The sequence below is a fragment of the Frankia sp. AgPm24 genome (assembly GCF_023243055.1).
Taxonomy (GTDB): domain Bacteria; phylum Actinomycetota; class Actinomycetes; order Frankiales; family Frankiaceae; genus Frankia; species Frankia umida.
Map to the genome: position 1 here is coordinate 48,024 of NZ_JALKFW010000198.1, position 24,143 is coordinate 72,166.

11 protein-coding genes are annotated in these 24,143 nt (G+C 69.7%); 4 read left to right on the plus strand and 7 right to left on the minus strand.

Annotation, left to right across the window (positions count from 1 at the left end; translation table 11 throughout):
• Nucleotides 1-84 precede the first annotated feature (84 nt).
• On the plus strand, nt 85-1,149 hold the full coding sequence (locus MXD61_RS16465; protein ID WP_248814204.1) for an NAD(P)-dependent alcohol dehydrogenase: 1,065 nt from the start codon (nt 85-87) through the stop codon (nt 1,147-1,149).
• A 299-nt stretch (nt 1,150-1,448) separates the two neighbouring features.
• On the plus strand, nt 1,449-1,796 hold the full coding sequence (locus MXD61_RS16470) for a ferredoxin family protein (RefSeq protein ID WP_163550439.1): 348 nt from the start codon (nt 1,449-1,451) through the stop codon (nt 1,794-1,796).
• Nucleotides 1,797-2,200: 404 nt separating this feature from the next.
• On the opposite strand, the gene MXD61_RS16475 is transcribed toward MXD61_RS16470, so the two are convergent.
• The 4 genes from MXD61_RS16475 to MXD61_RS16490 form a co-directional block, all read right to left on the minus strand.
• Entirely contained in the window at nt 2,201-2,842 is a 642-nt protein-coding gene (locus tag MXD61_RS16475) for a hypothetical protein (protein ID WP_248814205.1), read from the minus strand.
• A 17-nt stretch (nt 2,843-2,859) separates the two neighbouring features.
• The gene (gene mdoC, locus MXD61_RS16480; protein ID WP_248814207.1) at nt 2,860-4,221 is read right to left on the minus strand and encodes a glucans biosynthesis protein MdoC; all 1,362 of its coding nucleotides are present in this window, start codon (nt 4,219-4,221) and stop codon (nt 2,860-2,862) included.
• Between the two features lie 330 nt (nt 4,222-4,551).
• Complete coding sequence (locus MXD61_RS16485) at nt 4,552-5,190, minus strand: nucleotidyltransferase domain-containing protein (RefSeq protein ID WP_248814209.1); 639 nt, start codon at nt 5,188-5,190, stop codon at nt 4,552-4,554.
• A 701-nt stretch (nt 5,191-5,891) separates the two neighbouring features.
• Nucleotides 5,892-6,857, minus strand: a complete 966-nt coding sequence (locus MXD61_RS16490; RefSeq protein ID WP_248814211.1) for an MBL fold metallo-hydrolase — start codon at nt 6,855-6,857, stop codon at nt 5,892-5,894.
• 294 nt (nt 6,858-7,151) lie between these two features.
• Here MXD61_RS16490 and MXD61_RS16495 point away from each other — a divergent pair, with 294 nt between their 5' ends.
• Complete coding sequence (locus tag MXD61_RS16495) at nt 7,152-7,667, plus strand: DUF6444 domain-containing protein (protein WP_248814214.1); 516 nt, start codon at nt 7,152-7,154, stop codon at nt 7,665-7,667.
• 551 nt (nt 7,668-8,218) lie between these two features.
• Here the strand turns inward: MXD61_RS16495 and MXD61_RS16500 are convergent.
• The gene (locus MXD61_RS16500; RefSeq protein ID WP_248814216.1) at nt 8,219-18,418 is read right to left on the minus strand and encodes a polymorphic toxin-type HINT domain-containing protein; all 10,200 of its coding nucleotides are present in this window, start codon (nt 18,416-18,418) and stop codon (nt 8,219-8,221) included.
• 1,537 nt (nt 18,419-19,955) lie between these two features.
• On the opposite strand from MXD61_RS16500, the gene MXD61_RS16505 reads away from it, so the two are divergent.
• Nucleotides 19,956-21,596 (plus strand): lytic transglycosylase domain-containing protein, encoded by a 1,641-nt coding sequence (locus MXD61_RS16505; RefSeq protein ID WP_248814217.1) that lies wholly within the window; start codon nt 19,956-19,958, stop codon nt 21,594-21,596.
• On the opposite strand, the gene MXD61_RS16510 is transcribed toward MXD61_RS16505, so the two are convergent.
• Both MXD61_RS16510 and MXD61_RS16515 read right to left on the minus strand, forming a co-directional pair.
• Entirely contained in the window at nt 21,581-22,357 is a 777-nt protein-coding gene (locus tag MXD61_RS16510) for a thioesterase II family protein (RefSeq protein WP_248814218.1), read from the minus strand. The two genes, MXD61_RS16505 and MXD61_RS16510, sit on opposite strands and share 16 nt — an antisense overlap.
• A 35-nt stretch (nt 22,358-22,392) precedes the next feature.
• A complete protein-coding gene (locus MXD61_RS16515) occupies nt 22,393-23,772 on the minus strand; it encodes an MFS transporter (RefSeq protein WP_374629064.1) in 1,380 nt (459 codons plus the stop codon).
• Nucleotides 23,773-24,143 lie beyond the last annotated feature (371 nt).

Sequence of the window (24,143 nt, forward strand, 5' to 3'; positions counted from 1 at the left end):
CGGTGGGGGGTGGCGCGGCTGTGGGCGCCCGCGCTCGATCGGACCGGCCTCGGACAATGGGGACTCGGACACGAGGGAGATCTCATGACAACCAGTGCGGCGACCACCAGCGCGGCCCTGCTCGTGCGCACCCCGGGCGCGGGGTTCGAACGGGCCACCATCGCCCGTCGCGCGCCGCGCGAGCACGACGTCCGCATCGACATCCGCTTCGCCGGGATCTGTCACAGCGACATCCACCAGGTGCGCCAGGAGTGGGGGTCCAGCAGGTTCCCGATGGTGCCCGGGCACGAGATCGCCGGTGTGGTCACCGCGGTCGGGTCCGGGGTGAGCAGGTACCGCGTCGGGGACCGGGTGGGAGTCGGCTGCTTCGTCGACTCCTGCCGCGCGTGCGAGCCGTGCCTCGCCGGCGAACAGCAGTACTGCCAGCGGGGCATGGTGCTCACCTACAACGGACGTGACCAGGACGGCGAGACCACCTACGGCGGGTACTCGCAGCAGATCGTCGTCGACGAGAACTACGTCGTGCGCATCCCCGAGGGGATCGACTTCGCGGCCGCGGCGCCGCTGCTGTGCGCGGGGATCACCGTCTACTCGCCGCTACGGCGCTGGCAGGCCGGCCCGGGCCGGCGGGTCGCCATCGTCGGGCTGGGCGGGCTCGGGCACATGGGCGTCCGGATCGCCCACGCCCTCGGCGCCGAGGTCACCGTGCTCAGCCAGAGCCTCGCGAAGGAGAAGGACGGTCTTCGCCTCGGCGCCGACCACTTCCACGCCACCAGTGACGAGAGCACGTTCACGACGTTGCGCGGCTCGTTCGACCTGATCCTCAACATCGTCTCGGCGTCTCTGCCCCTGGACGCCTACCTGGGTCTGCTGCGCCTGGACGGTGCGCTGGTCAACGTCGGCGTGCCCAGCGAACCGAGCTCGTTGAACCTCCTCTCCCTCATCGTCGGACGGCGTACTCTCACCGGTTCGAACATCGGCGGTATCCGCGAGACCCAGGAGATGCTCGACTTCTGCGGCGAACACCAGCTCGGCGCGGAGGTCGAGGTGATCGGCGCGGACGAGGTCGGCGCGGCCTACGACCGGGTCGTACGCAGCGACGTGCGCTTCCGCTTCGTCATCGACGTCGCCACCCTCGACCAGGCGTAGCCAGGAAAACGACGAGGATAAACCTGTCCCGACAGATATCCTCGCCGTTTTCCTTTTCCTTCTCCCTGGCGATTTCCCAGTGCCCGCCGAAAACTATTCTCCCGTCGCCGTCTTGTTAACCTGACATTCACACGCGACGACGTTTCGAAACCGACTCGGCCGTTACGATTCCTCTCGGGTTCGCCGTTCGGCATTCCCACTCCGACCGGCGCCCGCCGGAACGAAGTCGTAGGCCAGCCACGGGATGACCGGCCACGCGGCCATCGCCCGTACGTGTCGATCGGAAATGAGGATTCACCATGGCATTCGTCATCATGTCCGGGTGCATCGATGTCAAGGACGGCTCCTGCCTCGAGGGCTGCCCCGCGGACTGCATCTACGAGGGTGACCGCAAGATGTACATCCACCCGGACGAGTGCACCGACTGTGGCGCCTGCGCCGTCTCCTGCCCGATCGGCGCGGTTCTCAGCGACGACCGGATCAAGGCCAAGGACCAGGAGTTCCTCGACAGCGAGGCCTCGTTCTTCAGCGATGTCCTGCCCGGGCGCGACGAGCCCATCGGCGAGCCCGGTGGCGCCACCCGTTTCGTCAAGGCCAACGGAAAGATCGCTGCGGACACCCCGTTCGTCGCCGCTTTCGAAAAGTGACCCCCGGGGTGTGACAGCCATCCGGCCAGACCCGTCTGCCGGCTGGTGGACCGCCATGTCGGCAGCACCGCGACGTGGCGGCGTTCCTGGTGTTGCCTTTGTTCGGGCCGTGCTCTCCCACGGCCCGGGGGATGGGCGGGACACGTTCACGGCGACCCGCACCCAGGCCGGCCCCGGCGTTCACCCCCCACGCCGGGCCCGGCCGCCCGCCGCGAGACCCGGAGAACCCGGCCGCCCGCCTGATCCGACGGATTCTCTCCGGCGAGTTCGGTTACCCTTACCTTACCTCATCCGAACTCGGCGGCCAGAACACGAATCGCCGCACCGACCCGAAACGGCTATCCGCATCGCGAAGAAAGCTCGACGCGGGAACCGGTCGGTCGCGTTCCGGCGCGACGGACATGTCAGTTCTGAGGCGACGGGCTCGGGGTGGGCTGCTGCTGCGGGGTCCGCGCGGGCGGCGACGCCCGGGTAGGGGGCGGATCGCCGATGCATCGCTGCGGCGGACCGCACCGCGGGGCGACGAACGGAGGTGGCGGCGAGCCACTCGCCACCAGCGGCTCCGTGGGGCTGTTGGCCTGGGCCTGGGCCCGGCGCTGCGGCAGGTTCTCCCCGGGGCTGTTCGCGTCATGGCGAGGTCCGGTGATGTACAGCGGTGAGGCGACCGGAGCTGGCGGCGCGCCGGCCGCTGCCTGCCCTCCACCCGGCGCCGCACCCGTACCACGGCTGGCCGTGCCGTCGCCGCCACCGTCCGGGCGCGGCGCGGACGGCCTGGCCGAGTGGGCCGCCGTGGCGGAGCCGGCGTGTACCGAGACGCTCCCGCCCGATCCGTCGATGCCCGCCCGCACCCCGACGGGTGCGGCAGGCCCGGCGGACCCCACGGCCACCGTGGGCCGCGCCGCACCGGTGGTCACCGCCGCGGCAGGCGTCGCGCTGGCGGGGGGACCTTCGGTGGCGGCACCGTCCTGATCGGACGGGCCGCAGCCCGCCGCCGCGAGCCCCATGGCCGCGGCGAGCATGACCATCGCGACCACCCGCCCGGGCATCCGCGCGCCCTCACCTCTCACAGGTAGCCCCGGTTCCCGGACTGTCCGGGGGCGATCCGCGGCTGGTAGACCCAGGTCAGCCGCTGGGTCCGTTCGGCATCCGCGAGCGCGCCACGCCCGTTGGCCAGGGGAAGGGTGCTCTCCGGATCTCCGAACTCGATGTCCCCGAACTCGGCGTGGTGACCCACCCCCGCCGCCGGCCGCGCCACCTGATGCTCCGGGCCCGCGGCGGGAGCGGCAGCACGCCCGGAGCCACCGGCCCGCGCCGGGAACTTGCCGTTGAACATCTTGCGCAGGAACGCCGACCGCAGAATGAGGAACTGGTGGATGGCGAGTGTCACCGCGATGGTCAGCAGTGCGAGCAGCAGCATCGTCGGCCAGTGCAGCGACGTGTCGAACCCGAACAACGTCGCCAGGACGTAGATGAAGAAGAAGTGGAACAGGTAGACGGTGTAGGAGGCGTCGGCCAGATAGCGGGCGGCCGGATGCGGCCCCGGGACGAGCCAGGCGCCGACGGCGAACATCGTGGCGACCAGCGCGATCGAGAACACCGTGTCGGTCAGCACCAGCCCGGTGCCCGTCCCCAACTGCGCCACCCACCCACGGTCACCGGCGAGCAGCGCCAGGCCGGACACCGCGAGCAGCACCGGCGCGGGCCGCTGGAAATGGGCCAGCAGCCGCGTCCGGTCCAGGTAGAGAAGCACCCCGAGGCAGTAGTAGGGCAGGAACTCGAGGGTGAACCGGGCGAGTTCGCCGACGGTCCCGGTGCCCAGCACCGGCTCGATGACGGCCCGGCGCCCCCCACGCAGCACGATGGTGAACACCAGCATCGCCATGACGATCGTCGTCATCGTGCGCAGCCGCCCCGCCGTCGCCTGCCGGAACGCCGCCGTTGGCACGACACGGGAGAGGATCACGACCACCGCCGGCGTGCACAGCACGTAGACGAGCAGCACGATGAGGAACCACAGGTGCAGCGTCCAGTGCAGTTCGCCCTGCGGATGCGGGATGGTCTGCCCACGGAGAAAACCCGGGAACGAGACGTTCGGATCGTTGTGGAAGTTGTAGGTCAGCCACAGCGTCGCCGGGTTGAACAGCACCAGTGTGGAGACCAGCGGCGCCCCCACCGCGGCCACCCGCCGCCGCACGGTACGCGCCGCCCCGTACTTGCCGATCAGCATCGCCGACAGAAAACCGGAGATGAGATAGAAGCCCTGCATCCGGAACAGCCCGGAGGCATAGGCGATGCCGCGGAACACGCGGTCATGCCCCAGCGTCGAGACGTGTACGAAGACCCCGACGAGCATGAACATGCCGCGCAGCGCGTCCAGATGGTGGTAATGGACGTCACCCGCAGGGGGTGCGGTGGTTTCCTTCATCGTCTGGTCCCCAGTTCTCCTGAGCCCCAGATCGCGCCAGGCCAGGTCGCGCGGGCCGGTCCCGTCACGCCGACCACACGGACCCCCGCCGTGGCGGGCACCACCAGCGGCGCTGGCAGGCCCCACCCGCCGGCCCCCGGCCCGCAGATCAGCACAGGACAGACAATAGGGACGCCGAACCACCGGTACCGCTATTGACTCACAACAGACTCAGGTCGACCTAAGCAGGCACCCGACCGAACTACTTCCCCATCCGAGGGCGTGACCACAACCGAACCTCGACCTTCCGTTCCCCACGCTCGGCACGGAGCGGAGGTGAGGGAACGGGAGTTACAGGTTCGCTAGCCAGCGGTGTCCTGGGTGCACCTCGGCGAGAAGCCGGGCCAGGGTACGGTGCTGGGCCGACGTCAGGTACGGGATGGTTTCCTCGAAGTCCGCCTGGTCCTTGGGGCGGGCGTGCCTGGCCTTGAACAGCAGGACCAGTTCGGGTGCCAGGTACGGAATGCCATCCGGGGTGTGCTGGATGATCTCGTCGTAGGCGAAACGGATCGTCGGGTCGTGCCGGCAGATCCAGGTGTCGCCGTCGTGGGGTTCGCGGAACACGTCCAGCAGGTAGTCGCCGGTGGTGCGATCGCGCAGCCAGGTCTGGTGGGTGACGGCCAACACGTCCGGTGTGGCGTTCTCCCAGATCCAGCCGCTGTCGACCGCGTCGAAGGCGTATCCGGGAAAGCGGTCGCGGATCTCGGGGAAATCCCCGGCGGGGACCGCGATCTCGAGGTCCCCGTGCGCACGGGTCTGTGTGCCGCGGAACAGGTCCAGCGCCCAGCCGGCGGCCACGCACCAGGGCACGGTCACCCCGGTCAGGTGCTGAGCGACCTGACCGGGAGTCCAGCACGATGACCACCTGACACCCAGGGCCTCGATCTCAGCAGATGACAGCTTGATACCACCGGCCCGCTGCTCGCTCACCGGTCGAATCTACCAGCGGCATCGAAAGCGCGATCACCTCACCCGGGACGCCCGCGGGATCAGATCACAGGATGTTCCGGACACCCCTCCCTTACGATTCCATCAGCCGGGCGGTAAACAAGTAGAACGATCCGCAGAGCCCGGCTGGTCCACTCATTTTTCCATCGCTTCACGCCTTTCTCCTGCGCAGAGAACACGAGAGTTCAGGATTTCAGTCCATTCATTTTCGACATCACCCGGACAGACCGCTTCCTGCACACCTGGTGCGGTCTCCATAATATGAACAAGCGTCCAGGAGAGCCCGTAGGAATCGTCGACGCCGAAAGCGACGGCGGGGTCAAGCCGGCTCGGCCCGGATCTTCCGCAACCGCATCCCGAGCGCCTCGCGGGCCTGTTGAACACTCGAAGAAGGCGACGTCGACACCGACGAACAAGCCCCGTCTCAGGCGATCCGGTAGGCGTCGTGGTCGATGCCCGGTCCCAGACCGCCTCGAACGCCGAGGCGCACAGCTTCACCACCGCAGGGTCCGCCGTCTCCTCCAGACCACCGCGGTGAACACCGCCCGATCCCCGGTGGCAACGACTCCACCAGCATCCACAGATCATCGGGACCAGCCGAGTCCCCAGGCTGCTCTCCATAACATCCAGGATTCAGACATATACCCGCAGCAGCCACACGAGACATGCCTTGGATCTGCCGTTCAGACGGATGTGGGCATGGGATGACCGAGCCAGGTCACCGCGTCGCAGAGGGCCGCGACCAGGTCCAGTTCGTGGCCGGCGCGGTCGGCGTGGACACGATGGAGATTGAGTACCAGCCGCTCGGCGTCCGCCCAGTCGGCGAACTCGCCGAGCCGCGCGTCGCGAGCGATCTCCAACGGCGTCGCACCACGGGCGAGCCCGCGGTCTGCCTCGCTGAGTACGAACTGGAAGTAGCGACGGTGCTCGTCGAGCACACGGTCGATCTCTCCGCCGGCCAGCACCGGGCCATGCCCGGGCACGATCACCTCAGGCGCCATCCCTGCCAGCCAGTCGAGTGCGGTGAGTGCTCCCGTCACCGAGCCCATGAACACCAGCGGAGTCAGGCCGGCGAAAAGCAGGTCCCCGGCGAACAGGATGCGATCGTCGGGAAGCCACGCGACGAGGTCTCCGGTCGTGTGGGCCGGACCGCCGGGGTGCAGGAGGTCCACCCGCCGTTCACCGACGTGCACCGTCGCTGCCGCCGTGATCGTGACGTCGGGCAGGCGCCGCCGGACGCGCCCCCAGTCCGGGATCGGCGACCAGAACGCCGGGCAGCCGTCGATGATCGGGTCGGTGCGCAGGCCTTCCCGCATCCGCTCATGACCGATCAACACCGTCGCCGCGGGCAGAAGGCTGTTGCCGTAGGTGTGGTCACCGTGCTGGTGGGTGTTGACCGCCCACCGGGTCGGGGCTCCACCGGTGACATCACCCAGCGCGGTGAGGAACCGGTGGGTGCGCCGCGCAGTGGCGCAGGTGTCGATGACCAGTGTTTCCCCGTCGCCGCTCACAGCACCGGCGTTGTTCACCCACCAGGACCCGTCCGGCTGCACCCAAGCATACACACCCGGTCGAAGTTCGCACAACTGCGCCGCGTCGGGCGCGGCCGACGGATCTCGACCCGCCAGCCCGTCGGACTGCGTCGACATGTGATCACCTGCCCATTCTGACATCAAGGGGTTAAAATAACCGTGAACTGAATCAAACCTGGACACGGCCTTGTCGTTTTTGGCGACCACAGCGCAACTGGCCATGGGCGCATGGCCGGGTCAGCTTGGCACGGTGCGCTCGATGCGGCTCGGATTGAATCCGTTGGCAAATTGTAACTGGCCAGGTCTCGTAGATCGTTTGTTTTTGCTCTCGCGGCGTGCTGGGGCTGTTCGGTGATCTGGTAGCCCCGGAGCGTTGGTGCCGCGTGGTTGATCGGTCCGTAGGGTTCGGGTGTGTCTGAGGATCCGCCCGCGCCGCCGGTGCCGTCGTATGACGAGCTCGTGGCGCTGGTGGTGGAGCAGGCGGCGCTGATCACGCAGTTGCGGGCCGAGGTGGAACAGGCCCGGGCGCGGATCGCCGAGCTGGAAGCCCAGGTCGCGAAGACGTCGCGGCACTCGTCGAAGCCGCCGAGTTCGGACGGGCTGGCCAAGCCACCCCCGAAATCGTTGCGGACGAAGACCGGCCGCAGGCCCGGTGGGCAGGACGGTCATCCCGGATCGACGCTGCGGATGGTCGCCGATCCTGACGAGCGTGTGGTGCACGAGCCGGGGCCGTGCTCAGGGTGCGGGACGCAGCTGGCGGATCGGCCGGTGACCCGGACCGAACGCCGGCAGGTGTTCGACCTGCCCGAGCTGCGCCCCCACGTGACCGAGCATCAGCTCCTGGAACGGGAATGCGGCTGCGGGACACGCACGAAGGCGACCGCACCGGCCGGGGTGGACGCCCCACCCAGTACGGGCCGCGGGTGACCGCGGCGGCGGTCTACCTGTACTCCGGCCGGTTCCTGTCGAAAGAGCGGACCGCGACCGCGCTCGGGCGCATCCCGTTTTGTTTTGAAATGAAATCAGACTTCTGCATAAGCCTCACGGCATCAGCCAGTTCCCCGCCCTCGTCCAACTCGCCGAGGGCCACCCCTGGATACCCGCAACCACCTAACCCACGATCAAAGCGGCACCTGACCAGTTACCCGACTTCTTCCCGCCGGGAAGAAGTCGGCACATTTTTCAGGCAGACGGGATTTGAGACGGACGAAGCGTCAGTGTTGGCTGCCGACCTGGTTCCGCAGCCAACACGAGAGCCCTCCGAATCTCGCCAATATGCATTTTCGCTTCTTCGACCGTAAAACGGCCATCCGTAACACGTGGCGGATTGACGTGACCGTAGGCACCCTGTGCAGTCAGCTCCACGCCCACCCCGAACGGGTGAACACACAGGATTCTTGCATCAACGATGCTCCCTACGAGTTCAGAGCCGACAGAACCCCATTCCGAAACAGGAAGGTCGTGAATGTCTTGCCCCTCTACCACGGAGCCCATAGCTTTTGCCTTCCTCTCGTCAACTGGTTGAAAAGGTCAATCTTTGCATGCGGAATCTCCCATTCCCTCCCAGGGCCACCCTCATAATCGAGACCCGCACCGAAATGCTCCTCAAATTCTGAGCGATTGAAGGTGAACTTGACATAGAAGTCCTCGTGCGTACCGACCGCATAATCAGCATATCCCTTGGTGACAACATCCTCCGAGCCCACATAGGCCAAGCCATTACCTCCAGCGTGGCGGCTCGGGTTGAGTCCATTGGCAAGTTCATCTTCGCCGTTTCCCCGCTGCGCAGCACGGTACACGTGGACCACATCATCAGGCCCACAGGAGTTGTGCACCAAGACCGCAACGGAACCTGCGACCACGTAGTAGGTGTGGAGGGTGTCGACGGTGAGGTTGTAGACGGTGGTGATCTGATCGTAGTGGCGGGTGGCGGTGACGGGGATACGAGCCCCGGTGGGGGTGCGGAGGGTGTCGGCGAGGGTGAGTTGATCGGCGTCGGTCCAGGCGTGGGTGGTCTCGTCCCAGAACGGATGATGGTCGGTAGCGATCACCGTGGCAGGACTGGGACCGGTGTCGACGGTGACCGCGACCAGATGTTTCTTCCCCTGGCCCACGATCAGAGCGGTGACCGTGTGAGCCTCGGTGCGGCCGGTGTCCGGATCGGTGGACAGCACCCGATCACCCACCCTGACCTTCCGGATCGGCCTCGTCGAACCATCCGCCAGGAGAACCTCGGTGTCACCGTCGAAACTGTTCGGCGTGCACGACCCCCCGGCGATGCCGGCCGCGCCGGTCTGGGAACCAGCACCACTGGTGGTGTGCTGACAGACACGAGCCTGGGTGTCGTCGTAACGATCAGTGAACGGATTACCCGTCTGCCAGCAGGTCTGGTCAGGAGTGACCGGCCGGCAGGCGGTCGCCAACGCGGCCACACCGGTACCGCTGCTGTCACACGGGTTCGACGTCAGATCCGCGACCGCCGGCCCCGGAGGCTGATCCGGCGCGGGCGGCTGCCCCCCGTTGGCGGGCGCCGCTGGGCGGGCCGCGGGAGCGGTGCCCCGAGCGGCTGCGGGCGGCGTGTCACCAATGCAACGCAACGGCGGGGCGCACATCGTGCCGTGGAACACATACCCCGCGGTCGGGTCCGGAGTGGTGATGCCAGGACCGGAGTTCTCGCTCGCCTGCGCCTTACGCTGCGGAAGATTCTCCCCGGGACTGTGCAGATCCAACCGGGTCGCGGTGATGATCTCAATGTTCTGCTTGGCCGCGGCCGCTGCCGGCACGCCACCGCCCACGCCAGCCCGCCCTGTGCTGCCGGCCGCGGACGTCGCCGGCCCAATCCCGCCGTCCACTCTTTCGCGCGGGCGGACCTGCGGGTCAGGGGATCGGCTCGGTTGCGCGGGCGAATCCGCCAGGTCGGGGGCCGGCCTCGTGTTCACCGACGGACGCGGCGCAGAGGCTGGCGCTGGCGCTGGGGCTGGGGCTGGGGAACCATTCGACAGGACGTATTTGTTGACCAGGTAGACGGAGCCTGCGGTCAGGGCCGCTGTAGCCAGGAGACCGGCTACCTCGGGTCCGGCCGCGATGACCGCGGCGCCGATCGCCGCCTTCTCGGCGACGGTGGCTACCACTCCGACGGCCTCACTGGCCGCGGCCCGCTCGAGCAGCCCCACGCCACCCCTGGCTGCGCTGCTCGCGGCACGCGTGATCGAACTTAGTCCGAAGTAGCCGGTGGGGTCGTTGTAGGCGAGCGGGTTGGCGTTGCCATAGAGGTAGCGGTTGGCGGACGCGGAGCCGCTGAAGGGGACGTCGGCGACGTCGCGGGAGGCGAAGCTGCCGGTGCCCGGGGTGTACCAGCGGGCCTGCGCGGAGACCCGGGAGGTCGACGGATCCGTCCACGATCCCTGGAAGCCCACCCGCAGACCTGAGGTGCCGGCGGCCACCGGGGTGCCGAACGGGTCGTAGTGACGGCTGTCGGTCAGCGAGGCGCCGTCGGTCGTGAACGCGCCGATCACGTCACCGTGGGTGTTGGACAGTGTCGCCCAGTTCCCCGCGGCCATCCCGGTCGCGACGATCGAGCCGGCGGGGTCGCGGGAGTAGGCAGCCGAGCCGTCGGTGACCGGTTCGCGCTCCAACCCGCCGTAGACCAGCCGAGTTCCGTTACGCACCGCCAGGCGGCCGAGGCCGTCGTAGCCGTAGGACGTCGGGCCGACGGTGCTGTCGGAGATGAGCTGGTCGAGGGCGTCGAAGTCGGTGGTGGCCGTCGTCGCGCCGGTGACCTTGGTCGCCAGGGTGCCGCGGGCGGTGTAGGTGTAGCTCGACGTGCCATCGGAGAGCAGCCGGTTGCGCTGGTCGTAGGTGGCGGTCGTGCCGTTGACCGACAGGCGGTTGCCGGCGGGGTCCCAGCCGTAACTGGTGGTCACCGACGCGGGATCGGTCCAGGAGGTCAGCCGGTCGGCGCGGTCATAGGTGTAGGTGGAGGTGCCGGCACCGGCGACGCCGGCGGGGCTGATCGTGGTGGACAGTTCGTTGTCGTCGTTGTCGTAGGTGTAGCTCTGGGCGCGCAGGGTGCCGCCGGGTCCGGCCAGGGTGTCGGAGGTGGTGCGGCCCAGGTCGTCGTAGCCGACGGTGCGGGTCGCCCCGCCGGAGGCGTAGCTGATCGAGGTGAGCTGGCGGGCGTCGTTGTAGCCGAGGGTGCGGCTGCCGCCGGTGGTGGTCCCACCGATGGTGGTCAGGTCGTCGCGGGCGTTGTAGCCGAACGTCGTGTACGAGCCGGGGTCGCCGCGGGAGGCCATCCGGCCGTTCGCGTCGTAGGTGAAGGCGGTGGTACCGCCGCCGCCGGAGCCGCCGGTGACCAGGCCGCGGTCGTTGTAGGTGTAGGTCTGGGTGCCCTGCGGGTGGGAGACGCTGGTCAGCCGGCCGGCGAGGTCGTAGCCCAGGGTGCGGGTCGCGGAGGTGACGCCGGTGCCGGAACCGGTCTCGGAGGTCATCCGGCCCAGCTCGTCGAAGGTGCGGGCGCGGGTGACCCCGCCGGGCACCATCTGGCCGACGGGCAGACCGCCGGCGTCGTAGGAGGTCTGCCAGCCCCGGTCGGGGGTGTTCGGGTGCGCGGTCGTCGACGGCTCGATCACCGCCTCGGGCAGGTTGAGGCTGTTGTAGGTGTAGATGACGCTGTTGCTGCGGCCGTCGGTCCGCCGGCTGAGCAGCCCGCCCTTGGCGTAGCCGAACGACGTGGTGATCGTGGTCGTGGCGTTGACCGGTTCGACGACGCTGCGCACCTGGTTGAGCGGGTCGTAGGTGGCGGTCGTCGTCCAGCCGAGCGGGTTGGTCGACGACGTGGGGTTGCCGGCGGCGTCGTAGGCGACGGTGGCGGCGCGCAGCTCGGTGTTGTTCGGCGCGAACTGGGCGACGCGTGTCGCACGTCCGGCCCGGTCGTAGGTGGTGCGGGTGGAGCGTCCGAGCGGGTCGGTGACCGACCGCAGGCGGCCGGCCAGGTCGTAGGCGTAGCTGGTCAGCTTGTTGGTCTCGTCGCGGCTTTCGACGAGGTCGCCGGCATCGTTGTAGACCGCGGTGGTGGCGGCTCCCGAGCCGGTGTTGACCGGGGTGACGACCCGGGTGACGTCACCGGCGTCGTTGTGGTCGGTGTAGGTGGTGAAGGTCGCCGACGGGGAGCGTTCGGTCTCGGTGGCCGCCCATGCGCGGTCGAGGTCGTCGTAGGCGTGGAAGGTCCAGGCGCCGATCTGGTCGACGGTCGAGAGCACGTTGCCGGCGTCGTCGTAGTTGATCCGGCTGACCCCGGCGGTGGCCGAGCCGATCTGCGGGTCGGTCACGGAGACAGGCCGGTTGCGCTTGTCGTAGACGACCGTCGTCGTCTTCGCCCGGCGGTCGACGTGGGTCAACGGGTTGCCGACGGCGTCGTAGGTCCAGGACTCGGTCGGGGTCATCACCGAACCACCGGGCGGGGTGTACGGCTGGCCGGAGCGCTGGGTGATCCGGCCGCGCACGTCGTAGACGGTGGTGGTGACCATGCCGCGGGCGTCACGGTCGTGGGTGATCTCGCCGAAGGTGTTGTAGCCGGTGTCGACGGTCTGCTGCTGCTCGGTGGCGCTGCCACCCCACTCCTCGACCGTGACCGGTGGGGATTTCACCTGGGCGGTGAGTCCGGCGGCGTTGACGGTGACGGTGTGGGTGTAGGCGGGGTTCGACGGGCCGCCGGCGACGTAGCCCCGTGGGTCGGCCGCCGCGGCGACGAAACCGCGCTGGTCGTAGCGCTGGGTGCTGACGAAGGTGGCCGTGCCGTCGCCGAAGACGGTCGCGGAGGTCGGGCGGGAGGCGTCGTCGTAGGCGGTGTCGACCCGTTCGGTGGTGGCGGTGCCCGCGGCGCCGAACAGGGTCGAGGTGACGTTGTCGCCGGCGTCGTAGGTGTAGGTGGCGGTGCGGGCGACCGTGCCGGGGGCGATGGTGTCGGTGGTGACGCGGCCGGCGGCGTCGTAGGCGGAGTCGGTGGTGCGCAGGCCGCCGCCGGTCACGGTGTGGACGGAGTGTCCGGCGGGGTCGTAGGCGCGGTCGACCAGAACGATGTCGCGTGCCCCGGAACTCGACAGCGTGCCGTTGGTCAGATCAGGTGGCCGGTAACCGCGCAGGATGTCCTGGCGGGGCAGGTCGTCGAGCCAGTAGGTGTGGTCGGTGGTGCGTCCGAGCGCGTCGGTGACCGAGGCCAGGCGGCCCGCCGGGTCGTAGGCGCGCGAGGCCAGGACGACGTCGCGGGGGGTGGAGCCGGCGACGGGATCGTCGACGAAGTCCTTGAGCGTCGTGGTGGCCAGCAGGTTCTTGGCCGTGTAGGCGTAGGCGGTGACGACGCCACGCGGGTCGGTGGAGGTCGCGACGTTGTTGTTGTCGTCGTAGGTGAGGGTGGTCGTCGCCGCGATCGGGCTGGTGGCGCCGACGGTCATCGACGTCTGGTTGTCGGCGTCGTCATAGGTGTAGGTGGTGCGGCGGGTGGCGTCGCCGCCGGTGGAGTCGGCGACGTCCGTGGCGGTCAGGTCGCCGTTGAGGTTGTAGGTGTTCGTCGTCACCGCGGTGTGGGTGACGTTCGTGATCGGGTTGAGCACACCCGGTTCGGTGGTCGTGGCGATCCGGGAGAGTTTGTCGTAGGTGTTGGTGGTGGTCAGGCCGGACGGGAAGCTGTCGGAGATCTCCTTGGCGCTCAGCCGGCGGCCGAGTTCGTCGTAGGTGTAGTCGTGGGTCAGGCCGGCGGGGTCCTGGTCGTGGCGCAGGTCACCCTTGTTGTCGTAGCCGAACGTGGTGCTCTTGCCGCGGGCGTCGGTCATCGAGGCCAGCAGCCCGCGGGGCACGGTGCCGCCGCCGATCGCGGTCTCCGTGCCGGTGGTGAACGCCCAGGTCTGGGTGCGCCCGGTGGGGAAGTCGCCGGTGGCCGGGGTGCGTTGGGTGACGAGGTCGCCGAAGGCGTCGTAGGTGTACTGGGTGCGGTAGGTGTCGTCGGTGGGTGAGGCGGAGCGGCCGTCCCGGTAGTCGGTGATCAGATCGTTGCGCGGGTCGCCGGGGGCGCCCAGGAAGTAGCTGTAGTAGTCGGTGAACAGCACCGGTTGGGTGCCGAGCATCGCCCGGCAGGTGATCCGCGCCAGCACGTTGCCGCGGGTATCGGTCTGCAGGCGCAGCTGGTTGCCGTTCTCGTCGTGTACCTGGGACAGGAAGCCACGGTCGTTGTAGACGAAGGTGCGCTGGTCGGTGCCGTCGCGATGGGCGACGAGCTGGCCGCCGCGGTAGTCCCAGTCGGTGGGGTGGCCCTTGGGATCGGTGATCCGCACGGTGGTCGTCTCGCCGGTGGCTATCACGGCGTAGGTGGTGCGTTTGCCGCGGCCGTCCTCACGCCAGGCGACGGTGCCGTCCGGGTTGTAGCCGACCTTGGTGTCGATGTTTCCGCGGGGCAGGGTGACCTGGGTGAGCCGCCCGCCCGCGGCGTAGGCGTAGGTCGTCGGGGTGGCGCTGTGCGGCGCGGTGACCGAGGTGAGCCGGTCGCCCGTGTAGCCGTAGGTCCAGGTCAGCGGCCCGCTGTAGGCCGCCACCGAAGCGGTGGAGGCGGAGCTGATGTGGGTGCCGGTCCAGGCGAAGGTGATCGAGCGCCCGGAGGTCTGGTTGGTCGCGGAGGTCAGGCGGGCGTTGCCGTCATAGGCGAGCAGCACCTGACGGCCGGACGCGTCGACGGTCGTCGTGAGCCGGCCGTCCGAGCGGAAGGTGGACGTGTTGCCGGCCTTCTCGGTCAGCGTCGTCGCCGCGCTGAAGATCATGGTGTCGAGGCGGCCGGCGCCGGTGCCCTCGGCGAACGGTCCGGCGCGGCTGCCGTACAGCACCGCCGGGTCGTTGGTGGACAGGATCTGCGTACCGTTGCGCAGGACCCGGATCTGCGGTCCGTTGGTCTCCACGCGCAGCACGTCCGCGGCGGTGCAGCACTGGCCGGCGGCGGTGGCGACCGTGGTCTCCACGCCGTTGTCCCGTTTGACGAGCTGCCAGCTGTTCGACGCGGGCTGGGCGACCAGGCGCCAGTAGTTGTTCGCGTCGGCGTAGCGGAAGGCGAGGCCGACCCCGGCCTGCGCGGTGGGCATCGTGAAGGAGAAAGCACCGTCGGGCGCCGCCGCGACGGTGGCGATGTCGCGGTTGCCGGCGGCGGCGGCCAGATAGGCGGCATTGCCGCTGACACCCCAGGTGCCGTTGTTCGCCACCCAACGCTCGCCCGTGTCGGTGGCGCCGAGCGAGGTGGCCGAGTCGGCCCGGGTGACCTGGTCACGGTGCTGGTCGGTGGTGATCACCAGGGAGCCGAGGCGGCCGGCGCCGGCGCTCGCGACGTACAGGCCGGCCCGCGTCGCGGTGCTGAAGGCGGTGTCGCTGGCCGACCCGACCACCCGGTTGTTGCGCAGCACGGTGAGCGTGCCACCGGACATCGTGACCGCGTAGGTGTCGTCGGCTGCGCAGCAGGCGTTCGCGATCGTGGCGACCTGCGTCTCCGACCCACCGACCCGCTTGGCCAGTACCAGCGCATTGGTGGATGGTTTGACGTAGAGCATCCACATGTTGTCGATGTCCTGGACGCGGAAGGCGACGCCGACGCCGTCCTGGGCGACCGGGACGGTGAAACGCAGTGTTCCGTCGGCCGGCGCGGGCAGCACCGCGGCGTTGCGCTGCCAGATGGAACCGGACACCAGATAGGCGCTGTTACCGGAGATTCCCCAGGTGCCATCAAGAATCTGCCAGTTTTCCCCGGTGTCGGCGGCGCCGAGGGTCGTGGTCGAGTTCGGCCCGGTGAACGATGCGGTCTTCGCTGCGGGCTGCTGCAACAGGGCGTAGGCGCCACGTGGTGGTTCGTAACTGCCGTCGCTGTTGCGGCCAAACCGCGTGGTGTGCCCGTCGGGATATCGGACCAGGATGTTTCCGGCGCCGTCCGGGTCGGGTGCGGCGGATGTGTCGACGGTGGATGTCCAACCGACACCGAACAGACCGTTGGTGTCATTGCGGCTGTTGTAGGTGCGTTCCAGCACCAGGCCGGGGCCCACCGCGGCCACCGAGGCGTCGACCGCGGCGGCGGCGTAGTTCTGCGTCAGCGGGTGAACCTGGTTGACCGCCGGCACATAGGGGTCATTACCAAGCTGGGACTGCACAGGCGGTTGGTTCAGAACGGGCTGCAGTGCGAAGGGGCCCGCCCACGTGCTCTGGTTCGTACCGTCGGAGACGCGACCTCGCCAGTAGTAGATGGTTCCCCAGGTCAGTGCTCCGTTCGGCGGTTGCCAGGTCGGGGAGGGCTGGAAGCCGGAGGTCCAGCAGGTCCCGGAGGCCGCGTCGGCACCGGTGCACAGCTGGAACGAGTAGGTCAGCGGGTTCGGAGCGTTGTCGGGATCGGACCCGGTCATCGCCAGCGCCGGGGTCAGCGTCGTGACCTCGCTGTTACCTGGCGGCTGGACGCCGGTGACGATCGGCGAGACGCCCGACGTTGTGATCGGCATGGAAAGGTAGTCCGTGCCCTGGCCGGAGAACCAGGTGACACCGGCTTCCTTCATGTCCCAGCGGATCTCGTAGCTCCCCGCGGGAAGTGCGCCGACGTTCGCGGCCAGGTCGATGCTCTGGCCGGGGTTCACCGTCGTCGGAAGGTTCGTCTCCGCGCCGTCCTGCAGGTAGAGAGAACCGTTCTGGTAGACGTGGTACGAGAGCCTGAAATTGCTGTTGGCCGGCCATGCGTTCTGGCCGGTGTTCTTGACCCGAATGGTCATGACCCCCGGATTGAGCGGGGTCATCGGGGTCACCCACTGCGGAACACCGTTCGGATACGAGTACTGCGCGCCGTAGGAGGACCATTCGATCTCAAGTTTGGGACGCAGGTCGGACGGCGGATCCGCCGGATTGCACCAGCAGTTGTTCGAGTAGTACGCCTTCAGCGCCGCCCCGACCGTCTCCGACGCGGTGATGGCCAGGCCGAAGTTGGTGTTGGCGTCATGGGTCCAGGTGTTGACCAGATTACGAAGCCGAGTGTCGCTGTCGCCGATCGTCTCCCAGGCCGAAGGACAACCCCCGAGATCGCCGTCGTGGGCGAAGGTCTTCTCGGCGACGACCGGGCCGAGGGTGGCGCCCGGCCAGGTCATGTTCCCGCCGTACCAGGGGATCGTGACCTGTCGCAGGTACACCGGGTACGGGGTGCAGCCGCCCGCGGAGTCCCAGTTGACGATCTTCACGTGGGCGTTGACGACGTTCGCGCCGGTCAGGCCGGGCTGGCCGGGGAAGTTCAGGTAGCCGCGTACGACGTCGGAGCCGAAGACGCCGGCGCGGATCGCGACCTCGTTCGCGTAGTTGGTCTGCGGGTGGGCCGAGGAGACGTAGGTGTCGTCCGCACCGGTCAGCAGCGTGGTGACGTTCGGGTCGACGGTGACCGGGAAGACCCGCTCGGGGTCGGCGAGCCAGTCGCGGTCCAGGTCGACCTGCAGCGCCTGGCCGCCGTCCTGCTCGACGAGTCGGTAGGTGACGCCGCGGGAGACGGCGTGCATACCACCGCTGGTCCGCGCGTCCTGCATCCAGCCCGGCGGGATCGCCGCGCGCACGGTGCCCGCGTCGTCGGCCAGCAACACCTGGTCGCCGTCCACCCGGGCGGTCAGACCCTGCAACGACAGCGGAAAGGTCCAGCTGGTCGGGGCCTTCGCCGACCTGAGGACGATGACCTCCTTGAGGCCGTCGGCGGTCGGGCCAAGCTGCAGGTCAGCACCCTCACGCACTGCGGCGAACGTCGCCTTGGGGCCCTCCACCTGGGCCTTCGACGAACTCGCCGCCTGTGCGACACCGAAGGCGAACGATCTGCCCTCGCCGAGATCGATCCGGGCCACCTGCCGGTCCGCGGCCGAGGTGGCGATCTCGACCGGATGCTCGGTCGCCCGCGCGCGCAGCCGTCCCGCACCGTTCTCGGTCAGCGCCGTGTCGATGCCCACCCAGGCGCCCTTGGCATCCCGGAAGCGCTCGGTACCCAGCCTCGATTCGGTGGCGTAGGTCCCGTCGGGGTTACGGAACACCTGCTCGGAGGCGGATCGGCGTTCGGGTAGCTCGACCCGGCCGACCTGGGCGGTACCGTCGCGCCGGATACCGCTGCGGTCCGGCTGGACCACCTTGGACGTGCCGAACGTCGCGGTCGCGCCCGGGGGTGTCGCACCCGTGGGTGTCGCGCCGGAGGCGGTGGCGGGTTCGGGAGTCGTGCGGCTCGCCGCCGGCGGCGGGACGGGTTTCCCGCCGGGCGTCCAGGGCGTGAAGCGCGAGGTGCGCTGACCCGTGGTGGGAACGGCGCCCGCCACGGCTTTGGCCTGCCGGTCGATCGCAGCCGAGTCGATCGGCGCGATGATCTGCGTCCGCTCGGTGGGGACGGTGTGTCCACGACCGGCTGCCGTCCCGGCGCTGCTCTGCGGAAGCTTCGTGTCCGCGAAGGGGTTGCGCAGAGCGACCGGCGAGGAGTCCGTCCGATGGACGACGCCGACGATCGCCACGGCTGTCAGCGCCAGCAGGGGCACCAGCAGCAGGGCGATGAGCCGGTGACGCACCATGCGCCGCAGACGGCGTCGGCGTGTCCCCGGTGAGGGTCGCTCGGGTCGGGAGGCGGGATCGGGGGCGGGGGCGGGCAGGTGCCGGCCGGGCATGGAGGGCTCCGGGGTCCGTGGGTGGGCACGGTGGGTGGCTCGTGCTCAGGACGCGGGCATCTGCGCACGTCAAGACCACGAGCAGGACAGGTAAGGAACCACCCGGAGCACTGCGGGGCACACTGGCGTGACGGGCTGGCGGCCAGGCCGTGCGGTGGGTGACCAGGGCCGGATGCCGCCGCCACGCCGACCGGGCCGGTAGCACGGTCGGCGGTGACGGAGGCGGCGGCATCCGTGACAGGGACGGGGCGCCGAACCATTGCCGCCGAGACGGCCAGGTCGGCCGTTCGGTCGGGGTTCGGACACTCCGCGACAATTACTTTTAGTAGCGGGCAGCGAGGTTACAGATATGTAACGAGGCGTTCGGTATGGCGCGCGCTGGTTCGCGGCGGTCCGCTACCCAAGGGACCATCGACAGTACCCGCAGCGATGTTTCGTGCTCTATGCACCTGGATGAGAACAGAGCGCAGCGTTGCATGCGGATTGTCGCCCTGCCAAGCCCTACGTGAACGAGGCGAACGTCTCACTCGGACGCCTTGCGCGTGGACCAGGCGCCCGACTATCCACGCGCGCACTCCCTTCACTGCACTCAACATCAACGATCTTTTCGCACATAGCGGGACGATCAGCTACCCCGGCGAATGCTTCACGCCACTCCAGTGAATCTTATTAACTTGGATGAAACTCAGTAATATCTGTGGATTTCCTGAGAAGATTTGCTAGCTCAACTCGGGACGATCTGTCACAGTCCTGTCTCGCCACGCATTCGTCGGCCGGCTCCCCTCCGACTGACGGCTGCGTGGCGAAGGCAACGCTCCCCGGTGCGCTACGGAAGGTGATCGTTTCGGAGATCCCGCACTGACGCCGACGACCACCCCACGTCGACACTCACCCGCATCGCGCTCCCGCGCCGTCACCGCTGGAGCGGCCGAGGCTCCGCCGGCCATCGGGCTGCCGTCACAGCCCCTCTCGTCGGCACGCCTGGCACCGTCACGCCGCTCGTCAGCCCTACGGACCCGGTCTCCGGGTCACGCCGGCTGGTCGGCTGCGCCCTCCCCCACGGATGCCTCATGCTGCTCGCACGCACCCGATCATGCCCTTGTCCGGCTGGCCCACAGCCGTGACGCGGCATCGACGTGCCACCGACACCGCCACCGTCACCGCGCCGACCCGGCCGATCCGGCCGACAACCGCGACCCACAGGCCCGGCCGCCGCTTCGATGCCGCCGCGATCCGACCCGCGACGGGCGGCCGAGCTCAGCCGGCTCCCCCTGAACCCGTTCGAGTTCCACGTCGACACCGGGCCCAGCCCGCGCACCCCACACGTGACCGGAACAGGAACGGCCCACGGCACCGCGGCCGCGGCCGGTCCGCGCACCCGCGTCGTGACCCGAGGCCCGGCCTGGTCCGCACGTGCCTGCTACCGGTTCTGCTCGTGGTCGGTCTGATGGTGCTCTGCGTCGCCAGTGTTCCTTCCGAGGACACCTCCGAGGTGGCCGGGAGTCCCGCCCCACCCCAGCGGCCGGGCGACTGGGTCATGCCTCCGCTCATCTCGAACGCGACTCGCAGCGCGCCTCCCGCGGCGGACAACGCCGTCGCGGTGGGCGGTGGCACGCCCGAACCACTGTCCGCGGTCGGCCTGGCGGAACAGGCCGCGCACGAGTCGACGTCCGGCACGCTTCTGGCGCCTGGCAGCAACGGCATCCCCGGCCGGGTCCTGGCCGCCTACCATCGCAGCGCCGAACGCCTCGCCCAGGAGCAGCCCGGCTGTCGGCTGAGATGGGAGCTGCTCGCCGGTATCGGCAAGGTCGAATCCGGGCACGCCGCCGGCCGGCCGATCACGGCGGACGGCACCATCACCCGCGCCATCCTCGGTCCCCCGTTGGACGGCCATGGCGGTCGCGCCCTGATCCGCGACAGTGACGGCGGGCGTCTGGACCAGGATCCACGTTACGACCGGGCGGTCGGACCCATGCAGTTCATTCCGACGACCTGGGCGACCCGCGGCCGAGACGGCTCGGGTGACGGCCAGCGGGATCCGCACAACATCGACGACGCGACCCTCGCCGCCGGTGGCTACCTGTGCGCGGGTGGGCGCGATCTGACCGTGCCCGCGAGTCTGCGCGCGGCGATCTTCTCCTACAACCCGTCCGACGACTACGTCCGCGCCGTCCTTGCCTGGATGACGGGCTATCAGGGCAGCGGTGCCATCGCCGTGACCAGCCCGGCCGCATCCGGCTCCGGGAGCGCGCCGATCACCGTGGTCGCGCTCACCCCCAGGCCGTCCGGGCCGGACCCCGCCGCGACAGCGCAGGGATCGGCGCCCGCGCCGTCCTCGGCGCAGGCCGCGCCCACCAGCTCGCCCGCACCGTCCGCGGGCCGGAGCGGTGCGCCGGCACCGACGACTGTCTGCCCGTCCGCGGACCCGCGCGTGCGAAACCCGATCGTGGTTCCGCGTGACCTCGACCCGGCCATCCCCGGTTACGAACAGCTCGATCTGCTGGGCACCGTGGCTCCCCAGCCGATTGGCGATCTCGCTGTCGAGGCGGACGCCCGCACCTCGACCGGTGCGCTGGTCGCCCATACCCGCACCACCGTGGCCGCGAACCCGACCCCCGGCTCCGCCACGGCCCCCAGCGCCGCCACGACCGTCGGTGCCGGCGCGGCGGGGCAGCGTCCGGTGTTGCTCGCCCGCTTGGACGGCCGGGACCTGGCCGCCGCGTCACTACCCGGGCACACGGTGACGGTCACCGTGACCATCCCCAACGATGCCCGCACCGGCTGCCCGGCCCGGGAGATCCTCACGACGCGGATCGGGAACATCGACCCGGGCATGTTCGCCGGCTCTCGCGTCGCGGCACCGGGCTCCGGATCGATCATCCCGCTCTCGCCGTCGCCCTCGGGAACACCCGCCGCACCGTCGACGGCGCCGACATCCGTGTCACCGACGTCCGTGTCGCCGACCTCGACACCACCGGCACCACCGGCACCACCGACACCACCGGCACCGTCGCCGACCTCGCCTTCGTCGCAGCCCGCACCGGAGCGTGCGGCGACGTCGGAGTCGTCAACGGCCGCGGGGTTAACGTCAACGTCCGAGGCGGTGGTGGAAGGGTCGACGCGGACGGCCGCCCCGGCGGGCTCGCCGGCCGGGCGGTCGGGTCAGGACGCCGGGTGAGGTGCGGGCAGTGTCGCCAGCACGCCGGTCAGGGTGTCGACGACGGCGGGCTGCTGGTCGACCAGGTAGAAGTGGCCGCCGGTGAAGTGGCGCAGCTCGAAGGACGCGCTGGTGTGCTCGCGCCAGCGTTCGGCCTCGGCGGTGGTGACCCGGGAGTCGGTGTCACCGATCAGGGCGACGACGGGAATGTCGAGCACCGCGTCGGGACCGGGCTCGTAGGTCTCGATGGCCTGGTAGTCGGCCCGGGTCGGCGGGACGATCAGTTCGAGCAGTTCGGGTTCGGCGAGGATGCGCGGGTCGGTGCCGCCGAGGCTGCCCAGCTCCGCGATGAACGCGGCCTCGGGCAGACGGTGGTAGGACTCCTCGCGCAACGTCGACGGCGCGCGCCGCCCGGAGACGACCAGCACGGCGGGCCCCGGCCGCTGGGCGGCGGCCAGCCGCCGGGTCACCTCGAAGGCGACGACCGCGCCGAGGCTGTGCCCGAAGAACGCCAACGGACGGTCATCGTCGAGGGCCCCGACGACCTCGGCGATCTCGTCGGCCAGCGGCGCGATCGCGGTGTGGGCGGCCTCCAGACGACGATCCTGACGGCCCGGGTACTGCACGGCGAGCACATCCGCCACCGGTGCCAGCGCCTTCGCCAACGGGACGAAGAAACTCGCCGACCCACCGGCGTGCGGGAACAGCAGCAGCCGTGGCCCACCCGCCGGAGCGGGCTGGAACCGCCGCAACCACCGTTCGCCGTCCGCAGAGATCCCCATCACCGCATCATAGGAGACCTACCCGCTCCATCCGGTCAAAGTCGGACGCCTCGCTCCACTTCACCGTCCACCTGGCCGATGCCCGCTAGCCCAGCGCCGCTGGACGCCCCCGGACCACCGGAGGGCCCGACGGCATCGGACGGCCCAGCAACACCAGACTGCCCGGGAACACCGGACGGCCCGGGCTTCGGCTGGGCCCACGATCGTTGGGCGGCCCAGGCCGCCAGTGCCGCGACCGCCGAGATCGCGCCGCCGACGTACAGCCCGGCTCGGGCGTCCGCGACGGCGGTGAGCCCGCCGACGAGCGCGGCGCCCAGGGGGGTCGTCCCCTGCATGATGAGGGTGTAGAGCGCCATCACCCGGCCGCGGTACTCCGGGTCACTGCCCAGTTGGACGCGGTGGTTCGCCGCCTGCATGAAGTACAGCGAGGCGAAGCCGGTCACGGCGAACAGGCCGAACGCCGCCGCGAAGCTCGGGGCGAAACCCGCGGCCGCCTCCGCCAGACCGAACCCGAACGCCGCCGACATCACCAGCCGCGCGGACGGCCGGGTCCGCCGGGTGGTCGTGAGCAACGCCGCGACCAGCGAGCCCACGGCGAGCCCGGTGGTGAGCAGCCCGAACTCCGCCGCCCCCGCGTCGAACACGGTCCGGGCCATCAACGGGACCGTGAGCTGGAAGTTCATCCCGACCAGTCCGACGGCGGCGACCAGGCCCAGCACCACCACCAGATCCCGTTCGCCGCGGATGTACCGCAACCCGTCGACGACCCGCACCGACCGCGCCGGATCCCGCACCGACCGGCGGATCTCCTGCGGACGCATGAGCCGCAGCCCGACGACGGTCGCCAGGAAACTCCCGGCGTTGATCGCCATCACCGGCCCCGTGCCGACGGCGGCGATGAGCGGCCCGGCCGCCGCGGGCCCCACGATACGGGCGACGTTGAAATACCCCGCTGACAACGCCGACGCGTTCGGCAGCAGCGCGCCCCCCACCAGTTCGCTGATGAACGCCATCCGCGTCGGCGCCTCCACCGCGTTCACCACCCCGACCGCCGCCGCGAACAGGCACACCTGCCACAGCCGCACCGCCCCGCCGAACACCAGCACCGCAAGCCCCGCCGCCAGCACACCCGAGATCACGTTCGCCCCGGTCAGCAGCGCCCGCTTGTCATACCGGTCGGCGAGCCGCCCGCCATACAACGTCAACAACAGCACCGGCGTGAACTGCAACGCCGTCACCAACGCCAGCGCGTTACCCGGGTTGTCGCTCAGCGACAACACCAGCCAGTCCTGTGCGGTGTACATGGCCCAGGTCCCGGTGACCGACAGCACCTGTCCCATCGCGAAGAGCCTGAAGTTGTGGACCCGCAGCGCCCGAAAAACCCCGCCATCCCCACCGGTCCGCGCCTTGTCCACTACCACCGCTCCCCCGCTTCCACTGCCGCTTTCACCCACATCCGCCCCATCCACCGCCTCTTTCCGGTCCGCACCGGCAGTCGCGCCCGCACCCACACTCCCACCGCGCCCGATGGCTTTCTCCTCCCCGTGCGCGCCGTGCCCGCGATCACTTCGTTCCCATCGGCCACCCAGCCGGGCCGCGCGCCCGACGGCGTGGTTCGGAGCTGCTTTCGAGGTGCGCGGGGACCCGCGGCGCGCCACCGTTCACCCGGCCCCGTCCGCTACGACCGTCCGTGGCCGACTCGCGGATCCGCGGTCCGCGGTCCAGGTCCACGGTCCAGGTCCAGATCCGCGGTCCGCGGTCCGATGCCGAGGCCTGTTCGGTCTCA

Bases quoted from the DNA above. Each gene is read 5' to 3' on its own strand.
- MXD61_RS16465 (WP_248814204.1), top strand. From the start codon at position 85: ATGACAACCAGTGCGGCGACCACCAGCGCGGCCCTGCTCGTGCGCACC.
- MXD61_RS16470 (WP_163550439.1), top strand. From the start codon at position 1,449: ATGGCATTCGTCATCATGTCCGGGTGCATCGATGTCAAGGACGGCTCC.
- MXD61_RS16475 (WP_248814205.1), bottom strand. From the start codon at position 2,842: ATGCCCGGGCGGGTGGTCGCGATGGTCATGCTCGCCGCGGCCATGGGG.
- mdoC (WP_248814207.1), bottom strand. From the start codon at position 4,221: ATGAAGGAAACCACCGCACCCCCTGCGGGTGACGTCCATTACCACCAT.
- MXD61_RS16490 (WP_248814211.1), bottom strand. From the start codon at position 6,857: ATGTCGACGCAGTCCGACGGGCTGGCGGGTCGAGATCCGTCGGCCGCG.
- MXD61_RS16500 (WP_248814216.1), bottom strand. From the start codon at position 18,418: ATGCCCGGCCGGCACCTGCCCGCCCCCGCCCCCGATCCCGCCTCCCGA.
- MXD61_RS16505 (WP_248814217.1), top strand. From the start codon at position 19,956: ATGCCTCCGCTCATCTCGAACGCGACTCGCAGCGCGCCTCCCGCGGCG.
- MXD61_RS16510 (WP_248814218.1), bottom strand. From the start codon at position 22,357: ATGGGGATCTCTGCGGACGGCGAACGGTGGTTGCGGCGGTTCCAGCCC.